Source organism: Epibacterium ulvae, from assembly GCF_018678075.1.
In the GTDB taxonomy this organism is placed as follows: domain Bacteria; phylum Pseudomonadota; class Alphaproteobacteria; order Rhodobacterales; family Rhodobacteraceae; genus Epibacterium; species Epibacterium ulvae_A.
In genome coordinates this window covers 19325-42268 of record NZ_JAHHIR010000024.1, presented here as the reverse complement: position 1 = coordinate 42268, position 22944 = coordinate 19325, and the positions used below count along the sequence as shown (strand labels likewise).

20 protein-coding genes and 2 pseudogenes are annotated in these 22944 nt (G+C 56.5%); 16 read left to right on the top strand and 6 right to left on the bottom strand.

Going from position 1 to position 22944, the window contains the following annotated elements:
• Positions 1-17: 17 nt before the first annotated feature.
• Positions 18-140: pseudogene (locus KMP13_RS06070) on the bottom strand (IS110 family transposase); the annotation flags it as partial.
• Between the two features lie 187 nt (positions 141-327).
• Between KMP13_RS06070 and KMP13_RS06065 the strand changes: the two are divergent.
• Positions 328-684: a discoidin domain-containing protein gene (locus KMP13_RS06065; RefSeq protein ID WP_215264763.1), complete on the top strand. Its 357-nt coding sequence runs from the start codon at positions 328-330 to the stop codon at positions 682-684.
• Positions 685-793: 109 nt separating this feature from the next.
• Positions 794-1105, top strand: coding sequence for a hypothetical protein (locus KMP13_RS06060; protein ID WP_215264762.1), 312 nt, complete (start codon positions 794-796; stop codon positions 1103-1105).
• A 79-nt stretch (positions 1106-1184) separates the two neighbouring features.
• Here KMP13_RS06060 and KMP13_RS06055 read toward each other — a convergent pair whose 3' ends face one another.
• The 4 genes from KMP13_RS06055 to KMP13_RS06040 form a co-directional block, all read right to left on the bottom strand.
• The gene (locus KMP13_RS06055; RefSeq protein WP_215264760.1) at positions 1185-2228 is read right to left on the bottom strand and encodes an ABC transporter ATP-binding protein; all 1044 of its coding nucleotides are present in this window, start codon (positions 2226-2228) and stop codon (positions 1185-1187) included.
• Positions 2216-3919 (bottom strand): ABC transporter permease, encoded by a 1704-nt coding sequence (locus tag KMP13_RS06050; RefSeq protein WP_215264759.1) that lies wholly within the window; start codon positions 3917-3919, stop codon positions 2216-2218. Before KMP13_RS06050 ends, KMP13_RS06055 begins: the two co-directional genes overlap by 13 nt.
• Positions 3919-4887, bottom strand: a complete 969-nt coding sequence (locus KMP13_RS06045) for an ABC transporter substrate-binding protein (protein WP_215264757.1) — start codon at positions 4885-4887, stop codon at positions 3919-3921. The genes KMP13_RS06050 and KMP13_RS06045 overlap by 1 nt, the downstream gene beginning before the upstream one ends.
• Before the next feature lie 145 nt (positions 4888-5032).
• A complete protein-coding gene (locus tag KMP13_RS06040; protein WP_215264755.1) occupies positions 5033-6220 on the bottom strand; it encodes a GAK system CofD-like protein in 1188 nt (395 codons plus the stop codon).
• 77 nt (positions 6221-6297) lie between these two features.
• On the opposite strand from KMP13_RS06040, the gene KMP13_RS06035 reads away from it, so the two are divergent.
• The 7 genes from KMP13_RS06035 to KMP13_RS06005 are packed head-to-tail and all read left to right on the top strand — an operon-like array spanning position 6298 to position 12684.
• Positions 6298-6747 (top strand): NUDIX domain-containing protein, encoded by a 450-nt coding sequence (locus tag KMP13_RS06035; protein WP_251363701.1) that lies wholly within the window; start codon positions 6298-6300, stop codon positions 6745-6747.
• Positions 6740-8377, top strand: coding sequence for a phosphotransferase (locus KMP13_RS06030; protein ID WP_215264752.1), 1638 nt, complete (start codon positions 6740-6742; stop codon positions 8375-8377). The genes KMP13_RS06035 and KMP13_RS06030 overlap by 8 nt, the downstream gene beginning before the upstream one ends.
• Positions 8370-9251 (top strand): GAK system ATP-grasp enzyme, encoded by an 882-nt coding sequence (locus KMP13_RS06025; RefSeq protein ID WP_215264750.1) that lies wholly within the window; start codon positions 8370-8372, stop codon positions 9249-9251. Before KMP13_RS06030 ends, KMP13_RS06025 begins: the two co-directional genes overlap by 8 nt.
• Entirely contained in the window at positions 9248-10351 is a 1104-nt protein-coding gene (locus KMP13_RS06020) for an HprK-related kinase B (protein WP_215264749.1), read from the top strand. The genes KMP13_RS06025 and KMP13_RS06020 overlap by 4 nt, the downstream gene beginning before the upstream one ends.
• Complete coding sequence (locus KMP13_RS06015; protein ID WP_215264748.1) at positions 10348-11046, top strand: histidine phosphatase family protein; 699 nt, start codon at positions 10348-10350, stop codon at positions 11044-11046. Before KMP13_RS06020 ends, KMP13_RS06015 begins: the two co-directional genes overlap by 4 nt.
• A gap of 12 nt (positions 11047-11058) precedes the next feature.
• The gene (locus KMP13_RS06010) at positions 11059-12402 is read left to right on the top strand and encodes a metallophosphoesterase family protein (protein WP_215264746.1); all 1344 of its coding nucleotides are present in this window, start codon (positions 11059-11061) and stop codon (positions 12400-12402) included.
• A gap of 12 nt (positions 12403-12414) precedes the next feature.
• Positions 12415-12684 carry an amphi-Trp domain-containing protein gene (locus KMP13_RS06005; RefSeq protein WP_215264745.1) on the top strand — a complete coding sequence of 90 codons (270 nt, stop codon included), beginning with the start codon at positions 12415-12417 and terminating at the stop codon, positions 12682-12684.
• Between the two features lie 421 nt (positions 12685-13105).
• Here the strand turns inward: KMP13_RS06005 and KMP13_RS06000 are convergent.
• Positions 13106-14750, bottom strand: a pseudogene (locus KMP13_RS06000) (sulfatase-like hydrolase/transferase).
• Between the two features lie 585 nt (positions 14751-15335).
• On the opposite strand from KMP13_RS06000, the gene KMP13_RS05995 reads away from it, so the two are divergent.
• From KMP13_RS05995 to KMP13_RS05965, 7 genes are all read left to right on the top strand, one after another.
• The gene (locus KMP13_RS05995) at positions 15336-16367 is read left to right on the top strand and encodes a LacI family DNA-binding transcriptional regulator (RefSeq protein WP_215264744.1); all 1032 of its coding nucleotides are present in this window, start codon (positions 15336-15338) and stop codon (positions 16365-16367) included.
• 131 nt (positions 16368-16498) lie between these two features.
• Positions 16499-17800 (top strand): ABC transporter substrate-binding protein, encoded by a 1302-nt coding sequence (locus KMP13_RS05990; protein ID WP_215264742.1) that lies wholly within the window; start codon positions 16499-16501, stop codon positions 17798-17800.
• 113 nt (positions 17801-17913) lie between these two features.
• Positions 17914-18780 (top strand): carbohydrate ABC transporter permease, encoded by an 867-nt coding sequence (locus tag KMP13_RS05985; RefSeq protein WP_215264740.1) that lies wholly within the window; start codon positions 17914-17916, stop codon positions 18778-18780.
• Between the two features lie 12 nt (positions 18781-18792).
• On the top strand, positions 18793-19623 hold the full coding sequence (locus tag KMP13_RS05980; protein ID WP_215264739.1) for a carbohydrate ABC transporter permease: 831 nt from the start codon (positions 18793-18795) through the stop codon (positions 19621-19623).
• A gap of 11 nt (positions 19624-19634) precedes the next feature.
• Positions 19635-20639 (top strand): ABC transporter ATP-binding protein, encoded by a 1005-nt coding sequence (locus KMP13_RS05975; protein ID WP_215264737.1) that lies wholly within the window; start codon positions 19635-19637, stop codon positions 20637-20639.
• Positions 20639-21409, top strand: a complete 771-nt coding sequence (locus KMP13_RS05970; RefSeq protein ID WP_215264768.1) for an L-iditol 2-dehydrogenase — start codon at positions 20639-20641, stop codon at positions 21407-21409. The genes KMP13_RS05975 and KMP13_RS05970 overlap by 1 nt, the downstream gene beginning before the upstream one ends.
• Positions 21409-22902: a mannitol dehydrogenase family protein gene (locus KMP13_RS05965; RefSeq protein ID WP_215264735.1), complete on the top strand. Its 1494-nt coding sequence runs from the start codon at positions 21409-21411 to the stop codon at positions 22900-22902. The genes KMP13_RS05970 and KMP13_RS05965 overlap by 1 nt, the downstream gene beginning before the upstream one ends.
• The last annotated feature ends 42 nt before the right edge of the window (positions 22903-22944 follow it).

Genomic DNA, 22944 nt, shown 5'->3' with positions numbered 1-22944 from the left:
GAGTGTGGCAAACGCTAAAAGGATGATAGCATCTGAGCGCGCCGCAGCGGGCGATTAAACGCGACTTCGCCGTCTTGGGTGATCCCGTGGATCTGAAAGACGTTCTTGGCTAAATCGAGACCAACTGTTGTAACTTGCATTGGGTGGCTCCTCTCTGAGCAGTTCATTACAACTGCACTATGGCGCATTGCGACGCCGATGGAGCAGGAGCCATCCACCCCATCTGCTTTGGTGCGGCATCGGTACTGGGAGGATAGGCCTCCGCAAATGTGGCCTGCGATGCAACCGGGTAGCTGACAATCATTTCGGCAACGGATGATGGGCAATATGACGACACGCGGTCCAGAGAATTCCATCGATGGGGTTCTTGATTCCGAATCGCGTTGGTCCAATGAATCTATGGGCACTCCAAAACATCTGACGCTGGATCTAGTGGCTACGCAGGCGCTAAAATTGCCTGGTGTCACTTGGTACAAGGGAGACAGCCGCAAGTCCGCGTTCTCCATTCAGGCTTCAACCGACGGTACAAATTTTGAAACAACTGTGCCTGCGCGGGAGACGACAGGCACAACGCTTGATTTCGAACCCTTTGAGTTTGATGCCGTTCAGGTCCGTTACGTTCGGATTGAAGGCAACGGCAATGGCAGCAACAGCTGGAACAGTGTTGAAGAAATTGCGGCTTAAGGCTGCGGCACATCGGTTGAGAAACCGGCGGAACCTGTCCTGACCGAACGGTTGGGCGAAGGGCTGTTCAACTTGCGCACGGATCGTCCGCCAAGCGAGAACTTTGATCTTGTCGGCTGTACATCACTACGCGCGTCTTGATGGCGGTGGAGAAGCTTATCAGTTTGAAGCGGGCAAATCCTACACCGGCACTTTGAAGGTTACCAAACTGGCCGAAGGTATCGAAGTCTCAGGCGCGTTGAGTGCGGATGGGCAAGAGGTCAGCCATTTCAGCACCGTCGATCAAGGCAGCGAAGCCAATAACTTCGGCATGCTGGCCCTCCACGTGAACAGGAAGACCTTTGGATCGCCCAAAGCGCCCGACACGCCGGACAACGGTATCGACTTTATCAACGTACGAGTTGAAGTTTTGGCTGAATAGATAATCTGGAAGGTTCCTGTTGCGGGGCCTTCCGCCTATCGTTTGCAGGACACCCTCGCAAACATTACCCAAGGGCTCTTTACGTCTCAGCAAACGCCCAAGGCGCATGAACCGAGACGCCCAGCTGTGTCCCAACTGGAAAATGCGCGCGGCTTTCTGCGATCAGTTGCGCACCGGAAGATGCCTCAAGTGTCAGACGATAGCGCCCACCCAGATAGGTGCTGCGCTGTACGATAGCACGTATGTCACCCGTCTCAGAGATCTCTATGTTTTCAGGCCGCAGGCAGATCAGATCCGGGTTCGGGCTGTCGGTCTGGATGGCGATTTTGGCTCCAAACAGTTTGGCGGTGACGCACGCGTCGTCTCGCGCGACTTCTGAAATCGGCAAAACGGTGCCTTCACCGACAAACCCAGCCACAAAACGGCTGCGCGGCTGTGCATAGAGCGCTTGTGGCGTGTCAAATTGAACGATGCGCCCTTCTGACATTACCGCGATACGATCTGCCATCGCCATGGCTTCGCTCTGATCATGGGTCACATAGACCATCGTCGCGCCGGTGCGGCGGTGGAAATCCGAGAACACGTCTTGCATCGAAGCACGCAACGCCACGTCCAGATTTGCCAACGGTTCATCAAGCAGCACCGCATTGGGGTTGGAGACCAGACAGCGCGCAAGGGCAACGCGCTGGCGCTGACCGCCGGACAGTTCGGATGGCATGCGGTCTGCATAGGGTATCAAACTGGTCGCGCTGAGCGCGGCGTCGGTCTGTTCGCGCAAGGTTGCCTTGTTCGTTCGTCGCACTTCCAGCGGATAGGACACATTTCGACGCACGGTCATATGCGGCCACAACGCGTAGGACTGGAACACAAAGCCGATATTGCGTTCCTCAGGGGGAACATTATGTCCGGTCTGACCATTGGACATCTCAGTCGCTCCAATTGCGATCGCGCCTGCCGAAGGCATCTCAAACCCGGCGATCAAACGCAGCAGTGTTGACTTGCCGCATCCGGACGGACCCAGCAGGGCCACGAACTCACCGTCTTGAAACGTGGCGGAAATGGCATGCAGGGCAGGGACGCCGTCAAAGTGTTTTTCAACGGCGCGCAAATTTATGTCTGCCACGGGACAACTCCTTTTGGAAGGTGACGGGCCGCAAGCTGGATTGCCCCCATCAAGACCATGACAACCAGCACAATGGTCATCGCCAGCGCCGAGGCCATGACGGTTTCGCCACTGTCATCAAGGTTAAAGATCATCACACCCAGGGTTTCGGTCCCCGACGACCACAACAGGGCGGATACGGTCAGCTCGTTAAAGGCGGTCAGAAACACCAGGATCGCACCGGCGACCGCCGCAGGGGCCGAAAGCGGTAAAATGATGGAGCGCAGGCGCTGAAACAGGGAGGCCCCGACGGATTGCGCGGCCTCGTTCATTGCCGGATCCAACTGGCGGATGCTGGCTTGAATGGGGCGGAACATGACGGTCATGAACCGCGCAAGATAGGCCAGAAAGATGATCCAAATCGTCCCATAAAGCGTCGCCTCTGTGAACGGGAGATTGATCAACAACAGGATCATGGCAATGGCCAGCACCACGCCGGGCAACGCATAGGGCAGATCCACAAGCCCATCGAACAGGCGGCCCAATCGGGTGGGATTACGCTCCATCAACCAGGCCAGGGGCAGGCAGATTGCGATCAACGCCAGTGCTGCGCCAAATGACAGGTTGAAGGAATTCACAAATGCGCGGCGGGTGGCGGGTTGGCGGAACAGGGCTTCATGCCATGAGGACAAGGTCATCGTATCCAATCGCAACGGAACGCCATAGGCCGGCACCAGGGATGTCGCAAGAAGACCCAACATGGGCAGCACTAAGATGGCGGCGACCACCAGCCACAAGCTGCATTCAGTTGCCAGCCGCGCCGGACCCAGCGGGATCGCAAGGGGGCGTGAGGTGGAGCCGACCAGATGCACCCGTTGGCGAGACTGAAAGAACCGTTGGATGAGAATGCCGCAGATGGCGACGGCGCCGATCAATATGGCTAATACGGCGACCTCTGCCAGGACGTTGGTGCCGAGCCCGGCCAGTTTTTGATAAATCAGCGTCGGCAGGGTCACATAACCCGCCGGGATGCCAAGCATTGCCGGAATGCCAAAGTTCCCCAAAGCGGTCACAAAGGTGATGGCGATGCCGGCCGCCAGACTGGGCAGGCACAGCGGCACGATGATCTGCCACCAGACCCGCAGCCCCTTGGCACCGCTGATACGCGCGGCCTCAACCACGTCTTGCGGGATGGCACGCAGTCCTGCGCGCAGCGTCAGAAAAATGATCGATGTATGCTGAATGCCCAACAGCAAAATGATACCCTGAGGGGAATAAAGCGGCTGCGGCGCGCCAAGCGGCGGTGCCATGCCCAGCGTTTTCAACAGAACAGAGGACGGACCCATGATCTGCGTCCACGACAGGGCGGTGATCTGCGGAGGGATCATCATCGGGATCATAAGACAAAAGACCAAGGCCGCTTTGGCCCGCAGATCCGTAAGCGCCACCAGAAACGCAAAGGCCCCGCCAATCACGACTGACACCAGCGTGCCTAATCCGGCGGTGATCAGGGAATGCAGCAATGCGGTGCGGGTTGTGTCGTCGCGCAGCACCTCTTGCATAAGGTTCAGGCTGAGCTGGTCGCCGTCCGTCACGCCTTCGACAAACAGGCGTACCACAGGCGTCAAGGTCAGCGTGATCGCAATGAGGAGCACTATAGAAAGCAGCCGACCCTCGGACCGGCTGCTTCCAAAACCTTTAAGCGGCGTCATTAGTTGGCGCCAAAGAGGTCAGCGAATTTCGCTTTGTTTGCTTCGGCGTTTTCCAGCGCAACCGCCGGGTCAAATGCCATCAGCTTGATGTTTTCGCGCGCAGGGAAGCCAGCAGGCACGCCCATGTCGTTGCGCGCTGGGATGTAACCCATGTCGAGCACCAGATCCTGGCCCGCTTGGCTCAGTACGAAATCAACGAACTTTTGCGCGCTTTCCACGTTTTTGGCCGAAGACATGATCGCAACAGGCTCGGTCACATAGGATACGCCTTCTTCGGGGAAGACGAATTCGACCGGGGAGCCTTCTGCTTTGTTGCGGATCGCCAGGAAGTCGACAACCATGCCATAGGGCTTTTCGCCTGCCGCAACCGCTTTGAAGGTGCCGCCATTGCCGCCTTGGGCGCGGGCTTCGTTCGTGGCCAACTCGGAGTAGTACTCCCAACCCAGGGTTTCGTCGCCTGTCAGCGTCGCCAGGTGGATCAATGCAGCACCAGAATAGAGCGGCGACGGCATTGCGATTTGACCCTTCAGCGCTTCGTCTTTCAGATCGGCCCAGGAGGCAGGCGCTTTTTCTGCGCCGCTGTTGTAGACGATGCCCGTGGTGATCAGCTTGGTAGAGTGGTAGAACCCTTCCGCGCTAAACAGAGCAGGATCATAAGCCGCAGCTTCTGGAGATTGATATGCGATCAGCAGACCGTCTTGGGCCATGCCTTCCAAAGTTACGGTATCAGCGATCAGCAATACGTCAGGCTGCGGGTTGCCGGCTTCGATTTCGGCCCGCAGACGCGCCATCAGTTTTGTTGTGCCGTCGCGCACCCATTCAACTTCGGTGCCGGGGTTGGCAGCCATGAAAGCATCCACGGTCTTTTGTGCGTCCGCGTTCGGCTGGGACGTATAAAGGGTCAGCGTATCCGCAAAGCTTGCAGAGGCGACGCAGGCAAAGGCTGCGGCTGTCAGAAGGGATTTCATCGCACATCTCCAGAGAGGTCAACTTTCGAACGAAAGTCATTCATGGAGGTCTAATTTCTTGATTCTTGAGAAGATTGCGTGACGCTTTGGTGAAGGTTTTTTCGTTAGTTTCAAATGAACCTGCTGATCGTCGCGTGTGGACGCGTCAGATCAAGGACAAAAGCGCGTCGCACACCCGCTCGGGGTTGTATTTTTCCATCTCACTTTTGTGGCGCAGGGGCAGGGCGACATAGGGAATGTTGTGGGTCTTGGACATGTCTTTCAGTTCGCTTGCATCGACGGCGTCCTGATCGCAGATCACGGCGGAAATCAGATCGCTCGCGCGGCAGTCTGCACCGGCATCCAAGCACAGTGTTTTCAACAAGGCCGTAACCCGGTCCGACAGATCCATTCCCACACATTCCGGGTCTTGGCCAAGGCTGGGAATGTAGACTTTTGGAACGCCTTGCCGCGCAATCGTTCGCCCTGTTTCACGCGGCAGAAGATTGGCGATGACGCTGGTATAAAGGCTGCCCGGCGGGTAGCAGATCAGGTCGGCGTGTTCGATATGTTTTCGGTTTCGCTTTGGAAGCTTGACGTCTTTGCCCGCGATCGCCTCTCCGTTTTGAACGAAATACAGATCCTCGATCGGAGAGGAGATGGGCGCGACTTCCTTGCCGGTGATTTGGCGCTGGCCAACAATTGTCGTGCCGTCTGCCAAACGCGCCCCAAGGTCGAGATTGCGATCCACAATGGAGCGCACGGTTCCTTGCACGGCAACCATTTTCGACATCAAAAACAGCACCGGCTCCAAGGCGCGCTCATTCGCTAGATAGCCGCCCGCAAGGATCAGGTTTCCAAGGCTTGCACCCTTGAGGCAGAAATCATCCGGTTTGTGCTGCGCAAAGACACGCAGCTGCGACAGGATCAGACTGCGCATCGGCTGCGACACTGCGTGCATCAAATCATGTTCTCCAGACAGCACCGATGCGAACTCATTCTCAAGGTCGCGGTTTTTGGCCTCTTTCGAAAATCGATAAGTGAACAACTGGAAAATATCCGGCTGTCCCAGTTCCGTCTCATCCGCAAGGGCCATCAACCGGGAGCGCAGATCACCGACGGCCGGCATGTCAAAGGCTTCGCGCAACACTTGCGAGCTGCCGCCGCTGTCAAACGGGGTGATCAGGTGGCAAGAGTTATGCGTGTAATATTTCAGCCGCCGTGATATCCCATTCAACGCTGAACCGCCGCTGAAGAACAGTAGCCTTGGCCCCAGGTTTGGCAGGCTTTTGGCACGCGCGATCCTCAATGCATCCGGGAAATGCACATTGCGGGCGATTTTCAGGTCTGGCATGGTTAAAAGCCTCCGACCCCTTGGGGCATTGTAATAATTCCGTTTTCCAACGGGTATATCACCAGATGGATGACACAATGACTAAATTTATCGATCCGATCCGCCCAACGGCTCGGGCGGTGATCCGAAGGGACAACAGCTTGTTGGTGCAATTAAAAGAACGCCCCGCGCGCGGACAATATCTGACCCTGCCGGGCGGCAAGCAAGAGCTTGGAGAAACCCTGGAAGACTGTGTGCGACGTGAATGCGCGGAGGAAATCGGAGCAGAGGTTGCGGTTCATGGATTGCTGCATGTTGCCGAGGTCCAAAAAGTGAAACGGGATGGGCTACGCCACCAGATTGAATTCCTGTTTGAATGCAGCTTGCCCGAGGGGTATGTGCCGCAGGTGGGTCCACATCCCGACCCATCGCAAACGGCCACGATCTGGGCTGATTTGACTTCGGACGCTCATCTGTTCAAACCATCCTATGTGCGTGTTTTGACGGATACAGCTGCACCCACATACGTAGGCGTCTTAAATGGTTGATCTGCCCCGCGCTGCGGAAGAAAACCTGCGTCTTTTGTGTGCTGAACTGGATGGGCAGCTCAGCAATCTTCAGCGGTTTTATGAATGCCCTGACGCGTCTGTCGCACAAAAGGTCATTTTGCGTGCAGGTTACTCCTACAATCTTTGGAACCGCGTCCAAAGCGCGAGTATCCAAGGGCTTACGCGCAAGAAAGTCTCGGCCAATCGTCGTCTTTTGCTGCAAAACAGCGCCTATGCCGCGCGGAATCTGGATCTGATCGCCCGTATGTCGCGCCGCAGTTTGGAACATGCGGAAAAGGTGCACCATCCCGGGTTGCTGCGCCATGAAGCCTATCCCAAAGCAATCAAATCGGTGCGCAAAAGCATCAAGGAAATCTTGCCCGCCTTTGAGGCCCAAGACAGCTCCAAAGCGATTGAGATCGGGCATGGCAAGTCCAAGTTAGATGACATTTACGATCGTTTGTTTCGCACCTACACGCGCGACATGAGCAAGACCAAGCACACCGAGGATTTGGCCAACGCGCTGCTTGCGGCCTATGAGGTGCACCGCATGGGCGACGCGCTGCAGGGTATCAGCGAGGCGATTTTGTCGGTGAACATCGGGCAATCCGTCCACTTTGATCGGTATTTCGCATTGCGGGACATGCTGTCAGATGGGGAGATCACCGGCGAAAGCCTTGAGCTGGAACCCATTGCCGAAACCCGGTCCGGAAGCGCGATTTCCAGTGTGCGCGGGCGTTCGGAATACGGCGATGATTTCACGGCCGTTTTCAAAGACGGAGAGCTGAACAAAGTGCGCGAAGAACGTGCGGGTGTGCGCAGCTGGCATTCGATCTATCCGGGCCTCGCGCCCAAGATCCTGTCCTACAAAAAGAGCGGCAAATCGGCGGCGCTGCTCATTGAGTATCTCAAGGGCGAGACTTTTGAGAATATTCTGCTGAATGAAAGCGACGCGATGCTGAGCGAGGCGCAAACGGCCCTGTCCCGCACGCTGCGCGATGTCTGGAAACGCACCCGCACCAGCGAGGCGGCCCAGATGGCGTCAATGGAGCAATTGGCGCGTCGGATGAAGGATATCTGGCGGGTCCATCCCGAATTTGCATCCCGCGCATCGCGTATTGGGGCGTTGTCGCTGCCCAAGTTCGGGGATCTCGTCGAGCAGGCACACGCGCGGGAAAAAGACCTACCTGCGCCGTTTTCCGTGCATATCCACGGGGATTTCAACCTCGACAACGTGATTTATGACTCTGAGGAAAAGAAAGTGCATTTCATCGATCTGCACCGGTCCAGGTCCATGGATTACGTGCAGGATGTTTCTGTCTTTATGGTGTCGAACTACCGGCTCCAGGTTCAGGATCCGCTGATCCGGCGTCGGGTTGCCTTGGTCGCATCTGAATTCCACGCCACGGTTCGCAAATTCGCCCGCTCACAAAATGACAAAACGTTCGAATACCGGCTGGCTTTGGGGCTGGCCCGATCTTTTGCCACCTCGACCCGGTTCGTTTTGGACAATTCACACGCGCAGCGCATGTTCGAACGTGCGCGCTACCTTTTGGAAGTCGCCTTGGCATGTCCCCAAGGCGGCGAACACAGATTAAAACTACCCATCAAGGAGCTATTCATTGACTGATTTGCGGATCGGAATAATTGGCACGCCTGGTAAATGGTCAACCGAAGCCCTTGCTGATGCTGTCGAAGAGCGCACCGGGTTTCGCACCGTCATTGATATGGCCAAGGTGTCGCTCGACACGGAAACCCTGCAGCTCATGTACGCAGGGGAAGACCTTTGTACCTATGACGCGTTGATCGTCAAAAAAATCAATGAGACCTATAGCCCGGATGTTTTAGACCGGCTCGAGCTGCTGCGCATAGCTGAGGCGCGCGGCGTGCGTGTGTTCAGCAATCCCGAGGCGATTATTCGGCTGATCGACCGCCTGGCCTGTACCGTGTCCTTGCGGGCAGCTGATGCGCCAATGCCACCGACCGTGATCACCGAAGACCACGCGGCGGCGCGCGATGCTGTCAAACGTTTTGGCAGCGCAGTTTTCAAACCGCTCTATTCGACCAAGGCTCGTGGCATGGAAATCATCGAAGATGGCACCGACGCCGAAGCCGCCATCGCCGCATTCGCCAAAGAAAACCCGATGATGTACATCCAGCAGAAACTGGACCTGTCCGGTCAGGATCTGGGCATGGTGTTTCTGGACGGGGACTACGTCTGCACCTATGCGCGTGTTTCGGGATCCGACACATGGAACACCACCATCCACAGCGGCGGAAAATATGCGCCATTTGAACCGGATGCGGCGCTGATCAAACTGGCGCGCAAGGCGCAGGAACCGTTTGGGCTGACCTTTACAACTGTCGATGTCGCTTTGACCGAAACCGGACCCATTGTGTTTGAAGTGTCGGCCTTTGGCGGCTTCAGAGGGGCCAAGGAAGGCTGCGGCGTGGATGCCGCAGCAATGGTGGCTGATGCCGTGATCAAAAAGGTTTCGACATGAGTGTTCAGACATGTGCCGACGTCTTGGGGCAACTTGATCGCAGTGTGCTGGCCAAGTCCGACCCGATTTGGATCGGTGTTGGTCATATTCGGGTAAAACTGATCTGCGCCGCGCCGCTTTATGAAGAGCTGAAGCAGTATTATCGTTATGCGCTGGTTGCTCCGGGTGAGGCAGATGCAACGGTTGAAGTCTTGGATGGGCAGGCTTTGCGTGATCCGCCAGATTGGATCGACTGGGCGCGTGAACCGGGAAAAACAGGGCGGAAGGACGCGATTTTCGACCTCGACGACGGTCGTCTTGTGTACAAGCAGCGTACCGGCGTGACCTTCTTGCAGTCCACGGATGCAGTGGTCGCATTTGGTCCCTGTGGCGCGCATTCAAATCAGGTGGTGAATTTCCTCAACACCCAAATTCTGAACATAGGCCTGTGTGCGGGATGGCAGATTTGTCACGCCGCCGCCGTCACCAATGGAGCGCGTAGCCTCGCGGTTGCGGGTCTGTCCGGCGGCGGAAAATCAACGTCAATGCTGCGGTTTATGGATATGCCCGGCGTGTCATTTGTCAGCAATGATCGTTTGTTGGTGCAAGCCGAGCAGCCGTTTCCAAAGGCCCTTGGCATTCCAAAAGAACCACGGATCAATCCGGGCACGATCCTGCACAATTCGCGTTTGCATAGAATGCTCACCACGGAACGCTTGGCAGAACTTGCTGAGATGCCATCTGGTGATCTGTGGGAGCTCGAAGAAAAATACGACCTGATTGTCGCGGACATTTATGGCCCCGACCGGGTGCAATATGATGCGCCGCTCACTGATTTTTGGGTGTTGAACTGGAGCCGTGATGCGGCGGCGGATACACAATTGGTAGAGGTTGATTTGGCAGAGCGCCCCGATCTTCTGAGCGCGATCATGAAAAGCGCCGGTCCTTTCTATCAAAAACCGAACCAAGAATTCCTGCGGGATTTTGAACCCTGTATTGCCTCAGATTACCTGCAAGCTTTGGCGGGCGTTCGGGTCAAGGAAGTGACCGGCAAGGTGGATTTTGATGCAATGGCCGCATTTGGCCAGACGCTGTTCTCCGCCAAGGGTGCGCAAAATTGACGGACAGATACGTAGCATTCATCCGTCACGGGGCCTACCATCAGAAACCGGGGTGTCCTTCGGCGTTGCAACCCTATCCTTTGACCGATGAAGGTATGCAACAGGCTGCGGCCTGCGGTTTGGAACTCGCGGATTTTGTACAGGAAAACGGCTGGACGTTGGACCCGCAGGTGCACTCGTCGTTGCAGTTGCGCGCCTGGCAGACGGCCAAGGTCGCGCTGGGTAATCTAGGCGGGTTAGGGCAGGGGGCATCCATCACACAGGTGCCGGACCTGTCGGAACGTTCTGTTGGCAGCGCTGCCAACCTGACGCTCACGGAAATCGAAACTGTCTTGCGCGAAGACCCAAGGGTTGATGCGCCGCCGCGGGGCTGGAAATCTGACAGCGACTACCGATTGCCGCTTCATGGGGCCGAGTCTCTGATGGAGGCTGGAACCCGTGTCGCGCAGTATATCCAACGTATCATGGATGAAACTGAGACCGGTTCAAACCCCGATTTGACCCTGTTTTTCGGGCATGGCGCATCATTTCGTCATGCAGCGTTTAAACTTGGCCTTCTTGCGCGTGAAGAAATTCCGCGCCTCAGCATGTTCCACGCCAAACCGTTACTGTTCCGTTACAGTGCGCAGGGTACATGGTCCCACTATGCCGGTGATTGGAAGCACCGCAAACGATCGGAAAACGAAGTCGATTAGGGGACCGAATAGGTGGTCGAAATATTACCTCAGCTGGACAGCCACCAAAACCTCCTCCCCACCGTGTTTGACGAGTTTTCAGAACTTCATCACCTGCCAACCGATTGCGAAGTGTGGCCGCTGGATCAGACGCATTCCGCGAGCGGCAGCCGCAACAGCCTGCTGAACGTGCAAAACAGCATTCGCGCCGCTGCGTCGCATGGGCCATGGGCGTGGCCGGAGCGTCCGGTGGTCTTTATCTCGGACCCTCATGCCGACGCCGAGGGCTTTTTGCGCTCACTTGTTGCGGCTGGCACCATTCGTCGAACGGGACTGGGCATCCGCGCATTTGAGCTGACGGATTTTGGCCACCGCGCTCAGATCGTTATCGGCGGCGATTGCCTGGACAAAGGGCCAAGCAATCTGGACTTGCTGGATGCAATCGGGGCTTTGTTGTCCACGGATGCCGACGTCCATCTTCTGGCCGGCAACCATGATCTGCGCTTGTTCGTGGCCTTAGCGGCGTTGGACCTGCCGCGCACATCTCTGACGGAACATCTGTTTGTCCGAATGGCGCGCAAAGCCATCCCGCTTTTGTGTGAAATCAGCAACCGGTTTGATCTGACAGATATCACGGCCTCCGTCCCGGATGAGGCGACGTGCCGCGCGAAACTGTTCCCGGATAACGATTGGTTTGAGCGGTTTCCGGCAGAGGCAGGGGGCTTTTTGTCGGCCGAAATCGTGCAAAAAGAACTCTGCAAAATGGATGAAAAGGTCGCAGGATTTGATGCAGCCATCGCACGGGCCGGCCTGACGATGCGGCAGACCTATGCGGCGATCATGCAGTGCCGCAGGCTTTTCCTGGATGAGACGGGGGCCTACAATTGGTTCTTCCAGCAGATGAAAGCCGTCAAACGCAGCGGGTCGCTGCTGTTTGTACACGCAGGACTATGCGATCGCATGAGCCAGATGTTGGCCGAGGAAGGCCCAGACGCAGTGAACCGCAAGTTCCTGCGAGACGCCCATATGGGCCCGTTCCGGTTTTACACGGGTGAAGTGGCCAATATGGTGCGCACGAAATACCGTCGGACCGACAAGCAGCTGACCTCCCACGGCGTAGACGCACTGTTTCGTATGGGCATCAAAATGGTCGTGCAGGGCCATGTGAACAATCACGCAGGGCAGCGGATTTTGACCAAGAACGGTCTGCTTCACCTCGAAGGCGACGTCACCTTGGACCGCGCTTCGCGGGCGCTTGAAGGGTTACAAGGCATTGGCGTTGGCGCCACATTGATCTATCCAAGTGGCGACGTAGTTGGTCTGAGTGTGGATTACCCCAAGGCCAAACACTTCAAACCCGAATTGTTTGCGCGATAAAACGGATGGATCATGGATCACCCAGATGGCAAGTTTCTGCACGAGTCTTTGCAGGATAGAAAATCAGTCAAAGCGCTCTTGGAAGCGCTGACCAAGGCCATCGGCAAGGGCGAGCTGACGCTGAACGACGATGACAACGCGCTGACCCTGCCGTTGGACAAATTGCTGAGCCTGATGATCAAAGCCGATAGAACCGACGGCCGCTGCAGCGTGGACATCCGCCTTACGTGGACAGAACAGGCTTCTGCTGCAGCCAAGAAAACCAACCCCAGCGTTTCCTGAACCCCTATAGATTTGCGTTGCGTTGTTCAGTGCCACTGTTTTGCGCAAGGAACGGTTGTGGGCAAACACTGCATGCTGAGAGCACGTTGCGACAAATGGTCATCCAGCAGCTATTGTGATTTTTTGCTAGTCTGATGCCTTGGGTAGTATTGTGGAACGTAAGCCACGCATGACGGTCAAAGGTGATGAGCAGCTCATCGTCTATAAAATGGCGAGGACTTCGATTTAGTGGCCTCTGCGTTTTCCTACCGTGGGGATTTGAGTATTCCCGATTTTGATGCCTCCAGGCCACCCACTAGGTTGATCTAGGTAAAGTCGGCGTTTACGACTTCCAGGCTGTCAATGGACAGTGAGAATGTGTTTGAAGGTTGGAGCCAATGCGTTCCAAAATTAAGTCCAGTCAGACGCGCTGGCGCAGAAGTCAGTCCTTGAAATGCATCTGGCGTGCCGGTCTGCGATAGGTCTGCGTTAATTCCGCGTCCACTTCGCTGCCATCGACCAGAAACGGCAGGATGCTGCGCCGGGCTGAGCGACCGCGAGAGGCGGCGATATCGTCATCAGACATGGTGACCCGTTGCGACATGCGCAGCCCCCATTTGGACAAATGGCGATACATACGCGCGATCTCATCTTTATGGGCGGGTCCGCGCCAAGATCGGTAAATTCCTCGGGGTCGTTTTTCAGGTCGAACAACATGGGCCGGAAGCCGCCTTCGAAATGGATCAGTTTCCAGCGGCCATCAAACACCATGAACATGCGCGCATCGCGGTTGGAAACACCAAGCGCTGCCGCACGCGGCGTAGCGGATAATCGTATTCGCTGATGACATAATCGCGCCAGTCCTGCGAATCCTCACCGTGCAGCCAAGGCAAAAGCGAGCGCCCTACGAGGATAGGATCGGGCAGAGTGTCGCCTGCAACATCAACAAAAGTGGCCGCCAAATCGATGGCGTCGACCAGAGCATCACATGTCGTGCAGCGCGTGGCGTCAGCCTCGGTGCGTGGATCGCAGACGATCATCGGAATCTTGCCCGAGGCTTCGTGGAAGAAATTTTTCTCCCCCAGCCAGTGATCGCCCAGATAATCGCCGTGATCAGAGGTCAGGACGATCATCGTGTCGCCCATCTGCCCGCTGGCCTCCAGATGATCCAACAGACGTCCCAACTGGTCGTCGCATTGTTTGATCAGCCCCATATAGGCGGGGATCACCTTGTCGCGGACGCTTTCTTGTTGAAACGCATCGGCCACGCGGGTGTCGTGATAGGCGGCCAGAACCGGGTGGGGATCTTGCAATTCGGTGGCTGCGCGTTGCACCGGTTTGATGTCTTTGACCCCATACATGTCGTGATAGGGGGCAGGCGCAATATAGGGCCAGTGCGGCTTGATAAAGGACACATGCGCGCACCGTGGGCCCGTGGCTTGGTCCACGAATTTGATGGCCTCAGACGTCAGCCAGGGTGTTTCGCTGTCCTCTTCGCGGATGTTTGCGGGTTTGTCGGCGTTGTCAAACATCCAACCGCTGGCGATCTCACCCTCTTCGACGCTTGCATTGGCATAATCGGCCCAGGGGGTTGTCCCCATCGTAGCCTTTTGACTTCAGGTATTCGTTATAGGGAGAGCGTTTCTGGTCATAAAACCCATCCGGCCCGGCGCCCCACAGACCATCATCGCGGGCCCAGGGGTCAAAACCACAGTCCGCCTGCCGCGCGCCGATGGTGCTGCCGGGGGCAAGGCCCAGGGGCGCTCCATGCCTTTGGCGCCGACCTTCATATGGGTCTTGCCCAACAGCCAACAGGCTATCCCACGTTCACGCAGGTGATCGCCGAGCGTCGCCTCCTCGACCCGGAGCGGGAACCCGTTCCTTTGCGCCCCATGAGAGGAGGCATAGCGCCAGGTGTAAAAGCTTATCCTTGACGCGCCGCAGATCGGCGATTGCACATAGGCGATGGTAAACCGCACCCCGCGGTGTGCGACGCGATCAAAATTTGGCGTGTGTAACGACGGATGGCCCGCGCAGCTCAGATAGTCAAAACGCAGTTGGTCGTATATGATGAACGGGATATTCAAACTCGTCTCCGTTGGTCTGGGCGGACCGTTGCCGCGCATATGGCACGCTACAGGGGGCTTGTCCCCACTGCCATGGTGTCTTGTGGCAGCTCAAGCCCACAGATGGGCGGATCATCAATTTCTGGAAACCGGATCAGCATCTTTGGTGCAATGCGGCTCATGAATGCTGCTTTCTGCAAGCCTCACGAGGTTTTTTGTGGCCCCAATTGCTCCCTGAGGCTGGGGAGCGATCAGCGCCGATTGTGAAAGGGCGCGCGCAGTCCGGTGGCATGGTTGTGTGTCTGTCGTGAGCCGTTTTTAAGGTTTTGATCTCGTTTGAAGTCTCCAGCTGCAGTGAAGTATGGCTTTGCGGGTATGTGACGCTATTTGTCCGATCTGATTGTAGAACTCTGCGATGGGGCTATACCCTAGGAACAGCTGCGCGATTTCGATGAAAACTGGGCGTCGAACCTTAAACGGCTTTGCCGAAGGCGTCGAATGTGACATTGTAAAAATTATCGCGCGTAAATATAACACGTGTGTGCGTTGGTGAGGATGGGAGTAGGATCCAAGCCGGTGTTGGAGGAAAGAAGGCTCAGAACTTGAATGAGTGAACCGAAAATCAAAAATATGGAGGAGTTTGCCAGCGTCAGTGGCATCTCCAGGCCAACAATATCGAAGTATTTTAACGACCCGACCAGTGTGCGGGCAACAACGCGTGAGCGCATTGAGCGCGCGTTGGATCAGTTCGATTACCAGCCGAATATGTACGCGATCAATCAGAACCGACGTCTGACCAAGAACATCGGCGTGATCGTTCCCTACCTTGCGGACCCGTTCTTTGCCGAAATGGCGCGTCACATGGAGGATCTGGTGATCGCGGCTGGATACCGGCCGGTTCTGTTGGGCTCACACGGGGACGCAGATCTGGAGGTTGAGAACCTGAACAGTCTTCGGCTGATGAAGCCCGCTGGCGTCTTGTTGGCCCCCCTTGGCCGCGGATCAGACCCCGAACGGATTGCGGAGTTCAGTCAGGATGTCCCAACGGTTCTGTTTGACGCTAATCTTGAAACTATCGGTGAGGCTTTTGTTGGGTCTAACAATCAGCAAAGCATTAATTTGATTGTGGATTATCTGTGCCGCACAGGTGAGCCTCCGTCGTTCTTTGAGATGCGACTGCCTAGCAATCCAAATGCGTTCAAGCGCCGTCAGGCCTATGTCGCGGCAATGGAAGCCTTGGGTCATGAGCCGCAGCTGATCCAGGTGGACGGCGACGGCTGGGAGTTCGAGGCGATCGGTTTCCGCGAAGGTTCCCGGGTTTTGGAAGAGCGCAGTCTGCCAACGGACACTGTTCTATGCAGCAATGACCGTCTGGCGATTGGATTTCTGTCAGCGGCATATCAAAAGGGTATGCGGGTTGGTTTGGGCGACGGGTGCGCCTTGCGTGTGGCAGGGCACGATGACCATCCGTTCTCGCGTTACACTTGTCCGACCCTCACAACAGTGTCCCAAGACTATGAGTCGATTGCCACAAAAAGCGCTGAATCACTTTTTGAGGTGATTGAGTCGGGATCCGCTGAAAAAATGCGCGAAGAGACACTTTTTGATGGAAAATTGGTCATGCGAGGTTCTGCGTAATTGTGCTGGTAACTACTTGTTAGCACTTGGGAAAATCTTTAAAAATTTACGCGCGTAAAAATAAAATTGACGCGAAGTGCTTTTGAAGGTAGCGTTTTAGCACGACATCCAGACAACTAGGGAGGACACGGATGTATCTCAAGAACGCATTCAGTGCGGCGGTTGCCGTATCAGCATTGGCCGCAAGCGGCGCAATGGCGGATACAATTACCATCGCCACGGTGAACAACGGTGACATGATCCGCATGCAGGGTCTTACCGATGATTTCACTGCGCAAACCGGTCACGAAGTTGAGTGGGTTACCCTGGAAGAGAACGTTCTCCGCCAGCGTGTGACCACCGACATCTCGGCCAAAGGTGGTCAGTTCGACATTATGACCATCGGCATGTACGAAACACCGATCTGGGCCAAAAACGGCTGGCTCGTGTCGCTGGACGACCTGCCTGCTGAATATGACGCAGACGACATCCTGCCCGCCATGCGTGGTGGTCTTTCGCTGGACGGCACGCTTTATGCTGCGCCTTTCTACGGCGAAAGCTCCATGATCATGTATCGCACGGACCTGATGGAAAAAGCAGGCATCGAAATGCCTGACGCTCCCACCTGGGAAGTCGTTGCAGACGCTGCGCGCAAGATGACCGACAAAGAAAACGAAATCTACGGCATCTGTCTGCGCGGCAAAGCCGGTTGGGGCGAGAACATGGCGTTCCTCACCGCGACCTCGAACGCGTTTGGTGCACGTTGGTTCGACGAAAACTGGAAGCCTCAGTTTGACAGCGAAGCCTGGTCCAACACGCTGAACTTCTACATCGATCTGATGAACGATGCGGGCCCTCCAGGTGCGTCTAACAACGGTTTCAACGAAAACCTGTCGCTGTTCCAACAGGGTAAATGCGGCATGTGGATCGACGCAACCGTTGCGGCGTCCTTTGTGACCAATCCTGATGACTCCACCGTGGCCGACAAGGTCGGCTTTGCACTGGCACCTGACACGGGTCTGGGCAAACGCGGTAACTGGCTCTGGGCATGGGCATTGGCCATCCCCGCAGGCACTCAAAAAGAAGGTGCTGCCAAGGAATTCATCCAGTGGGCAACATCCAAAGCCTATATCGAGCTGGTCGCAGCCAAAGAAGGTTGGGCCAATGTACCGCCCGGTGCGCGTACCTCTCTCTATGAGAACCCGAACTACCAGGCTGTGCCTTTTGCCAAAATGACGCTGGAAAGCATCCTGTCGGCAGATCCGGTAAACCCAACAGTTGATCCGGTTCCATATGTTGGTGTTCAATTCGCAGCTATTCCGGAGTTTGCCGGTATCGCAACCCAAGTAGGGCAAGAGTTCTCGGCCGCACTGGCCGGTCAACAGACCCCTGCAGAAGCCCTGGCCAAGGCGCAAGCCCTGACCGTGGATGAGATGGAAGCCGCAGGCTACTAATCTCCCTTCCTCCGCCGGTGGATGACCCTAGGGTGGTTCACCGGCCCCTTCTTTAAAATCGGCCAACATAATCAAATGCGGAACCTATCGTCCGCGAACAATGGAGGTGTGTCATGGCCACACAGCATTCCCGATCCGCAGCCCGCCTGATGATGGCCCCGGCGGTCGTCTTGCTTCTGGGCTGGATGCTCGTCCCGCTCACGATGACCCTGTGGTTTTCGTTCAAGAAATATCTGCCGCTACGTGGAGGTGACCTCGGCTGGGTTGGTTTTGACAACTACGTCCGCTTTGTAACCTCAAGCTCGTTTTGGCCGTCCGTCTGGACAACGCTCACAATTGTTGGCGGTGTTCTGATTATCACCATCGTGCTGGGCGTTTTGCTCGCCATTCTGTTGAACCAGCCCATGTGGGGCCAAGGTATCGTACGGATCCTGGTGATCGCGCCGTTCTTTGTGATGCCTACCGTTTCGGCGTTGGTGTGGAAGAACATGTTCATGGATCCGGTGAACGGTCTGTTCGCCCATCTGTGGAAGTTCTTTGGCGCTGAACCCATGGTCTGGCTGACCGAAGCCTCGCTGGAATCGATCATCTTGATCGTCAGCTGGCAATGGCTGCCCTTTGCGACCCTGATCCTGCTGACCGCGATCCAATCTTTGGACGGCGAACAGCTGGAAGCATCTGAAATGGATGGTGCAACCCCGCTGGCACGCTTTGGCTATATCGTTTTGCCCCACCTGGGCCGTGCGATCACCATTGTGTTGCTGATCCAAACGATCTTCTTGTTGTCGATCTTTGCAGAGATCTTCGTCACCACCCAGGGTGCCTTTGGTACCAAAACCCTGACCTATCTGATTTTCCAGCGCGTGCTTGAAAGCCAGAACATCGGACTGGGCTCTGCTGGTGGTGTCTATGCAATCATTCTTGCCAATATCGTTGCCATCTTCCTGATGCGCATCGTCGGCAAAAATCTGGACGCGTGAGGAGGCACCCATATGGCACGTGCAGTTACGCAAAAACGAAAAATCATCAATACGACCGCCGCTTGGGCCGTTGGCTTGCTGATCTTCTTTCCGATCCTGTGGACCATTCTCACCAGTTTCAAAACCGAAGCGGTGGCGATTGCAGACCCTCCCGTCTTTTTGGGGTTTGACTGGACCTTAGAAAACTACGCGACCGTCCTAGAGCGCTCTGACTATGCGCGCTTTTTGTGGAATTCGATCATTATCGCCGGCGGGTCCACCGTATTAGGCATTATCATCGCTATTCCGGCAGCCTGGTCGATGGCCTTTGTGCCCAGTAAGCGCACCAAAGACATCCTGTTGTGGATGCTCTCCACCAAGATGTTGCCAGCGGTTGGTGTTCTGTATCCGATTTATCTGATCTTTATCAGAATGGGTCTGCTGGATACCAAAATTGGTCTGATGATCGTGCTGATGCTGATCAACCTGCCGATCATTGTCTGGATGCTTTACACCTACTTCAAGGAAATCCCTGGTGAGATCCTGGAAGCGGCCCGTATGGATGGCGCCTCTCTCAAAGAGGAAGTGATCCACATCCTGACCCCCATGGCGATCCCCGGCATTGCATCGACCTTGCTGTTGAACGTCATCCTGGCCTGGAACGAAGCCTTCTGGACCTTGAACCTGACAGCCGCCAAAGCGGCACCGCTGACAGCGTTCATTGCAAGCTATTCCAGCCCGGAAGGCCTGTTCTACGCCAAGCTTAGCGCGGCATCGACGATGGCGATTGCGCCGATCCTGATCTTGGGCTGGTTCAGCCAGAAACAACTTGTCAGCGGCCTGACCTTCGGCGCCGTGAAATAAGGAATAGACTTATGGGACGTATTGTACTTGAGAAAGTCCAGAAAAAGTTTGGCGAGGTCGAAGTTATTCCGCCACTGGACCTGACCATCGAAGACGGTGAATTTACAGTGTTTGTTGGCCCGTCGGGCTGCGGTAAATCCACCCTGTTGCGCCTGATCGCAGGTCTGGAAGACACCACCAGCGGTCGCATTGTGATCGATGATGCCGATGCCACCGAAGTGCCGCCTGCAAAACGCGGTCTGGCCATGGTGTTCCAGAGCTACGCTTTGTATCCGCATATGTCGGTGCGCAAAAATATCGCCTTCCCGATGAAGATGGCGAAAATGCCCGAGGACGAGCAAAATCGTCGGATCGAAGCTGCTGCCAAAGCGTTGAACCTGACCGACTATCTGGACCGCAAGCCGGGCCAGCTGTCGGGTGGTCAGCGTCAGCGAGTGGCGATTGGTCGTTCGATTGTGCGTGAACCCTCGGCCTTTCTGTTCGACGAACCTTTGTCGAACTTGGATGCGGCCCTGCGGGTTGGCATGCGCCTTGAAATCAGCGAGCTGCACGAGCGCCTGAAGACCACGATGATCTATGTGACCCACGATCAGGTCGAAGCCATGACCATGGCGGACAAGATCGTGGTGCTGCGCGCCGGTCATATCGAACAGGTCGGCAGCCCGTTGGAGCTGTACCACAAACCGCGCAATGAATTTGTTGCGGGCTTTATCGGCTCTCCCAAGATGAACATCATCCACGGGGAAGAGGCGCAAAAGCTGGGTGCAACGGGTGTTGGTATCCGTCCTGAACACATCGACGTCAGCAAGACCGACGGCATGTGGAAAGGTCGGGTTGGCGTTGCAGAGCACCTCGGCTCTGACACGTTCATTCACGTGCATGACACTGGTTTGGGCGAGATGATCACCGTGCGTATCACCGGTGACATCGAAGCACGCCATGGCGACACGATCTATCTGACGCCGCAAATGGACCAACTGCACAAGTTTGACCAACAAGGTTTGCGGGTCGAATGATGCGACTGGCGGGCAAATGCGCGCTGATCACAGGCGCGGCACGTGGCATAGGACTGGCGTTTGCCCAGGCCTATGTCCGTGAAGGCGCCAATGTGGCCATTGCCGACATCAATTTTGACGCAGCCAAACGCGTCGCACGGGACCTTGGTCCGGCGGCGCATGCGGTGGCTTTGGATGTCACCCGCCAAGACAGCATTGATCAGGCTGTGAACGAGGTGATCGACACCCTCGGTCAGATCGACATCCTGATCAACAACGCAGCCCTTTTTACCGCCGCGCCCATCGTGGAGATCACGCGCCAGGACTATGACCGTGTGTTTGATGTCAACGTCTCGGGCACGCTGTTCACCTTGCAAGCGGTGGCCCGTCACATGATTGCGCGCGGGCAGGGCGGCAAAATTATCAATTTGGCCAGCCAGGCCGGTCGTCGCGGTGAAGCTTTGGTTGGGGTCTATTGCGCCACCAAAGCCGCGACCATCAGCCTGACCCAATCCGCCGGTCTGGATCTGATCCAGCACGGTATCAACGTCAATGCCATCGCCCCCGGCGTGGTCGACGGCGAACATTGGGACGGGGTCGATGCCTTTTTTGCGAAATACGAAGGCAAGGCTCCGGGGCAAAAGAAGAAAGAAGTCGGCGACAGCGTACCGTTTGGGCGCATGGGTCGTGCCGAAGATCTCGTGGGTATGGCGGTGTTTCTGGCCAGCGAAGAGGCCAATTACGTCGTCGCCCAGACTTACAACGTCGATGGCGGACAGTGGATGAGCTGATGGACAACACAAATCATGAGAAGGCAGCTGTTAAGCTGTCCAACGCAAGCCTGGCGCAGTTGCCTCAGGCTATTTCGCGCCCCACCTATGACCGCACCTCCCTGACTGCGGGCATTGTGCACATCGGGCTGGGTAACTTCCACCGGGCTCATCAGGCCTGGTATACCCACCAACTGATGCAAAAAGGTGAGGGGCACAACTGGGCAATCCTGGGAGCGGGCGTACGTCAATACGACACCCACATGCGCGACCGCCTGCTGAAGCAGGATTGCCTGACCACTCTTATCGAACTGGACCCCAGCGGCACCTCCGCTGAGGTCACAGGCTCCATGATCGACTATGTGCCGATCGTGGACGGCAACGCGCCCTTGATCCAGGCGATGTCCGATCCCAAGATCCGCATTGTCGCGCTGACCGTGACCGAAGGCGGCTATTTCCTGGATCCTGCAACCGGTGTGCCAGATCTGAGCCACGCGGATCTGCAAAAGGACGTCATCAACCCAACTCGCCCAACCACGGCCTTTGGCTCGATTACCGCAGCCTTTGCCGCGCGCCGCGCCGCCGGCCTTGGCCCCTTTACGGTGCAAAGCTGCGATAACCTGCAGGGCAACGGCTATATCACCCGTGATCTGGTGGTAGGGCTGGCCAAGCTGCAGGACCCGGTCCTGGGCGAATGGATCGCTGCAAACGCGTCTTTCCCGAACTCGATGGTGGACTGCATCGTGCCCGCCACCGGCCCGGATGAGATCGCGCTGGCCCAAAGCCTTGGCATCGACGATGCGGCGCCGGTGACCCATGAAAACTACCGCCAATGGGTGATCGAGGATGACTTCTGCGCCGGACGCCCGGCTTGGGGAAATGTCGGCGCAACCTTCACCGATGTTGTTGAGAACTATGAAGCGGTGAAGATCCGCATCCTAAACGCAGGCCACCAGGTTCTTGCCAACGCCGGTGAATTGCTGTCGCTGGAAACCATCTCTGACTGTATGTCAGACCCCGACATCAGCGCGTTTTTCGACAAGGTTCAGGCCGAAGAAATGTCCCCCACCGTAAAGCCGGTGCCCGGCATGGCGGTCAAAGACTACGTGGCCCTGGTACGCGGTCGGTTCAGCAACCCACGGATCCGTGACACAACCCGGCGGGTGGCTTTTGATGGGTCGTCACGCCACACCGGCTTCCTGTTGCCAATCCTGTCGGATTCCCTTGCCGCCGGTGGCTCGATCGAGGGGCTCAGCCTGGTTGAGGCGCTCTGGGCGCGCATGTGCGCAGGCACCCGCGATGACGGCAGCGTGATCGAGGCCAACGACCCCGATTGGGACCGTCTCCATGATCTGGCCAAAGCGGCGCAAACAGATCCGTCCAAATGGCTGGAACAGCCGCAAATTTACGGTGATCTGGCCGAGAACGCGCAGTTCCGCGATGCTTTTACCAAATGGCTGACCCATCTGTGGGCCGATGGCACGCGGGCAACCCTGCAGCGCTATCTGGCGTAAACTGTATCTGTGACGCAGCTTGAATAGAATGTTTCGGGGCGG

Coding starts and splice junctions, on each gene's coding strand:
- KMP13_RS06035 (WP_251363701.1), top strand. CDS start 6,298: ATGACTAAATTTATCGATCCGATCCGCCCAACGGCTCGGGCGGTGATC.
- KMP13_RS05985 (WP_215264740.1), top strand. CDS start 17,914: ATGGCCACACAGCATTCCCGATCCGCAGCCCGCCTGATGATGGCCCCG.
- KMP13_RS06065 (WP_215264763.1), top strand. CDS start 328: ATGACGACACGCGGTCCAGAGAATTCCATCGATGGGGTTCTTGATTCC.
- KMP13_RS05990 (WP_215264742.1), top strand. CDS start 16,499: ATGTATCTCAAGAACGCATTCAGTGCGGCGGTTGCCGTATCAGCATTG.
- KMP13_RS06045 (WP_215264757.1), bottom strand. CDS start 4,887: ATGAAATCCCTTCTGACAGCCGCAGCCTTTGCCTGCGTCGCCTCTGCA.
- KMP13_RS06005 (WP_215264745.1), top strand. CDS start 12,415: ATGGATCACCCAGATGGCAAGTTTCTGCACGAGTCTTTGCAGGATAGA.
- KMP13_RS05970 (WP_215264768.1), top strand. CDS start 20,639: ATGCGACTGGCGGGCAAATGCGCGCTGATCACAGGCGCGGCACGTGGC.
- KMP13_RS05965 (WP_215264735.1), top strand. CDS start 21,409: ATGGACAACACAAATCATGAGAAGGCAGCTGTTAAGCTGTCCAACGCA.
- KMP13_RS06040 (WP_215264755.1), bottom strand. CDS start 6,220: ATGCCAGACCTGAAAATCGCCCGCAATGTGCATTTCCCGGATGCATTG.
- KMP13_RS05980 (WP_215264739.1), top strand. CDS start 18,793: ATGGCACGTGCAGTTACGCAAAAACGAAAAATCATCAATACGACCGCC.
- KMP13_RS06030 (WP_215264752.1), top strand. CDS start 6,740: ATGGTTGATCTGCCCCGCGCTGCGGAAGAAAACCTGCGTCTTTTGTGT.
- KMP13_RS06050 (WP_215264759.1), bottom strand. CDS start 3,919: ATGACGCCGCTTAAAGGTTTTGGAAGCAGCCGGTCCGAGGGTCGGCTG.
- KMP13_RS05975 (WP_215264737.1), top strand. CDS start 19,635: ATGGGACGTATTGTACTTGAGAAAGTCCAGAAAAAGTTTGGCGAGGTC.
- KMP13_RS06020 (WP_215264749.1), top strand. CDS start 9,248: ATGAGTGTTCAGACATGTGCCGACGTCTTGGGGCAACTTGATCGCAGT.
- KMP13_RS05995 (WP_215264744.1), top strand. CDS start 15,336: ATGAGTGAACCGAAAATCAAAAATATGGAGGAGTTTGCCAGCGTCAGT.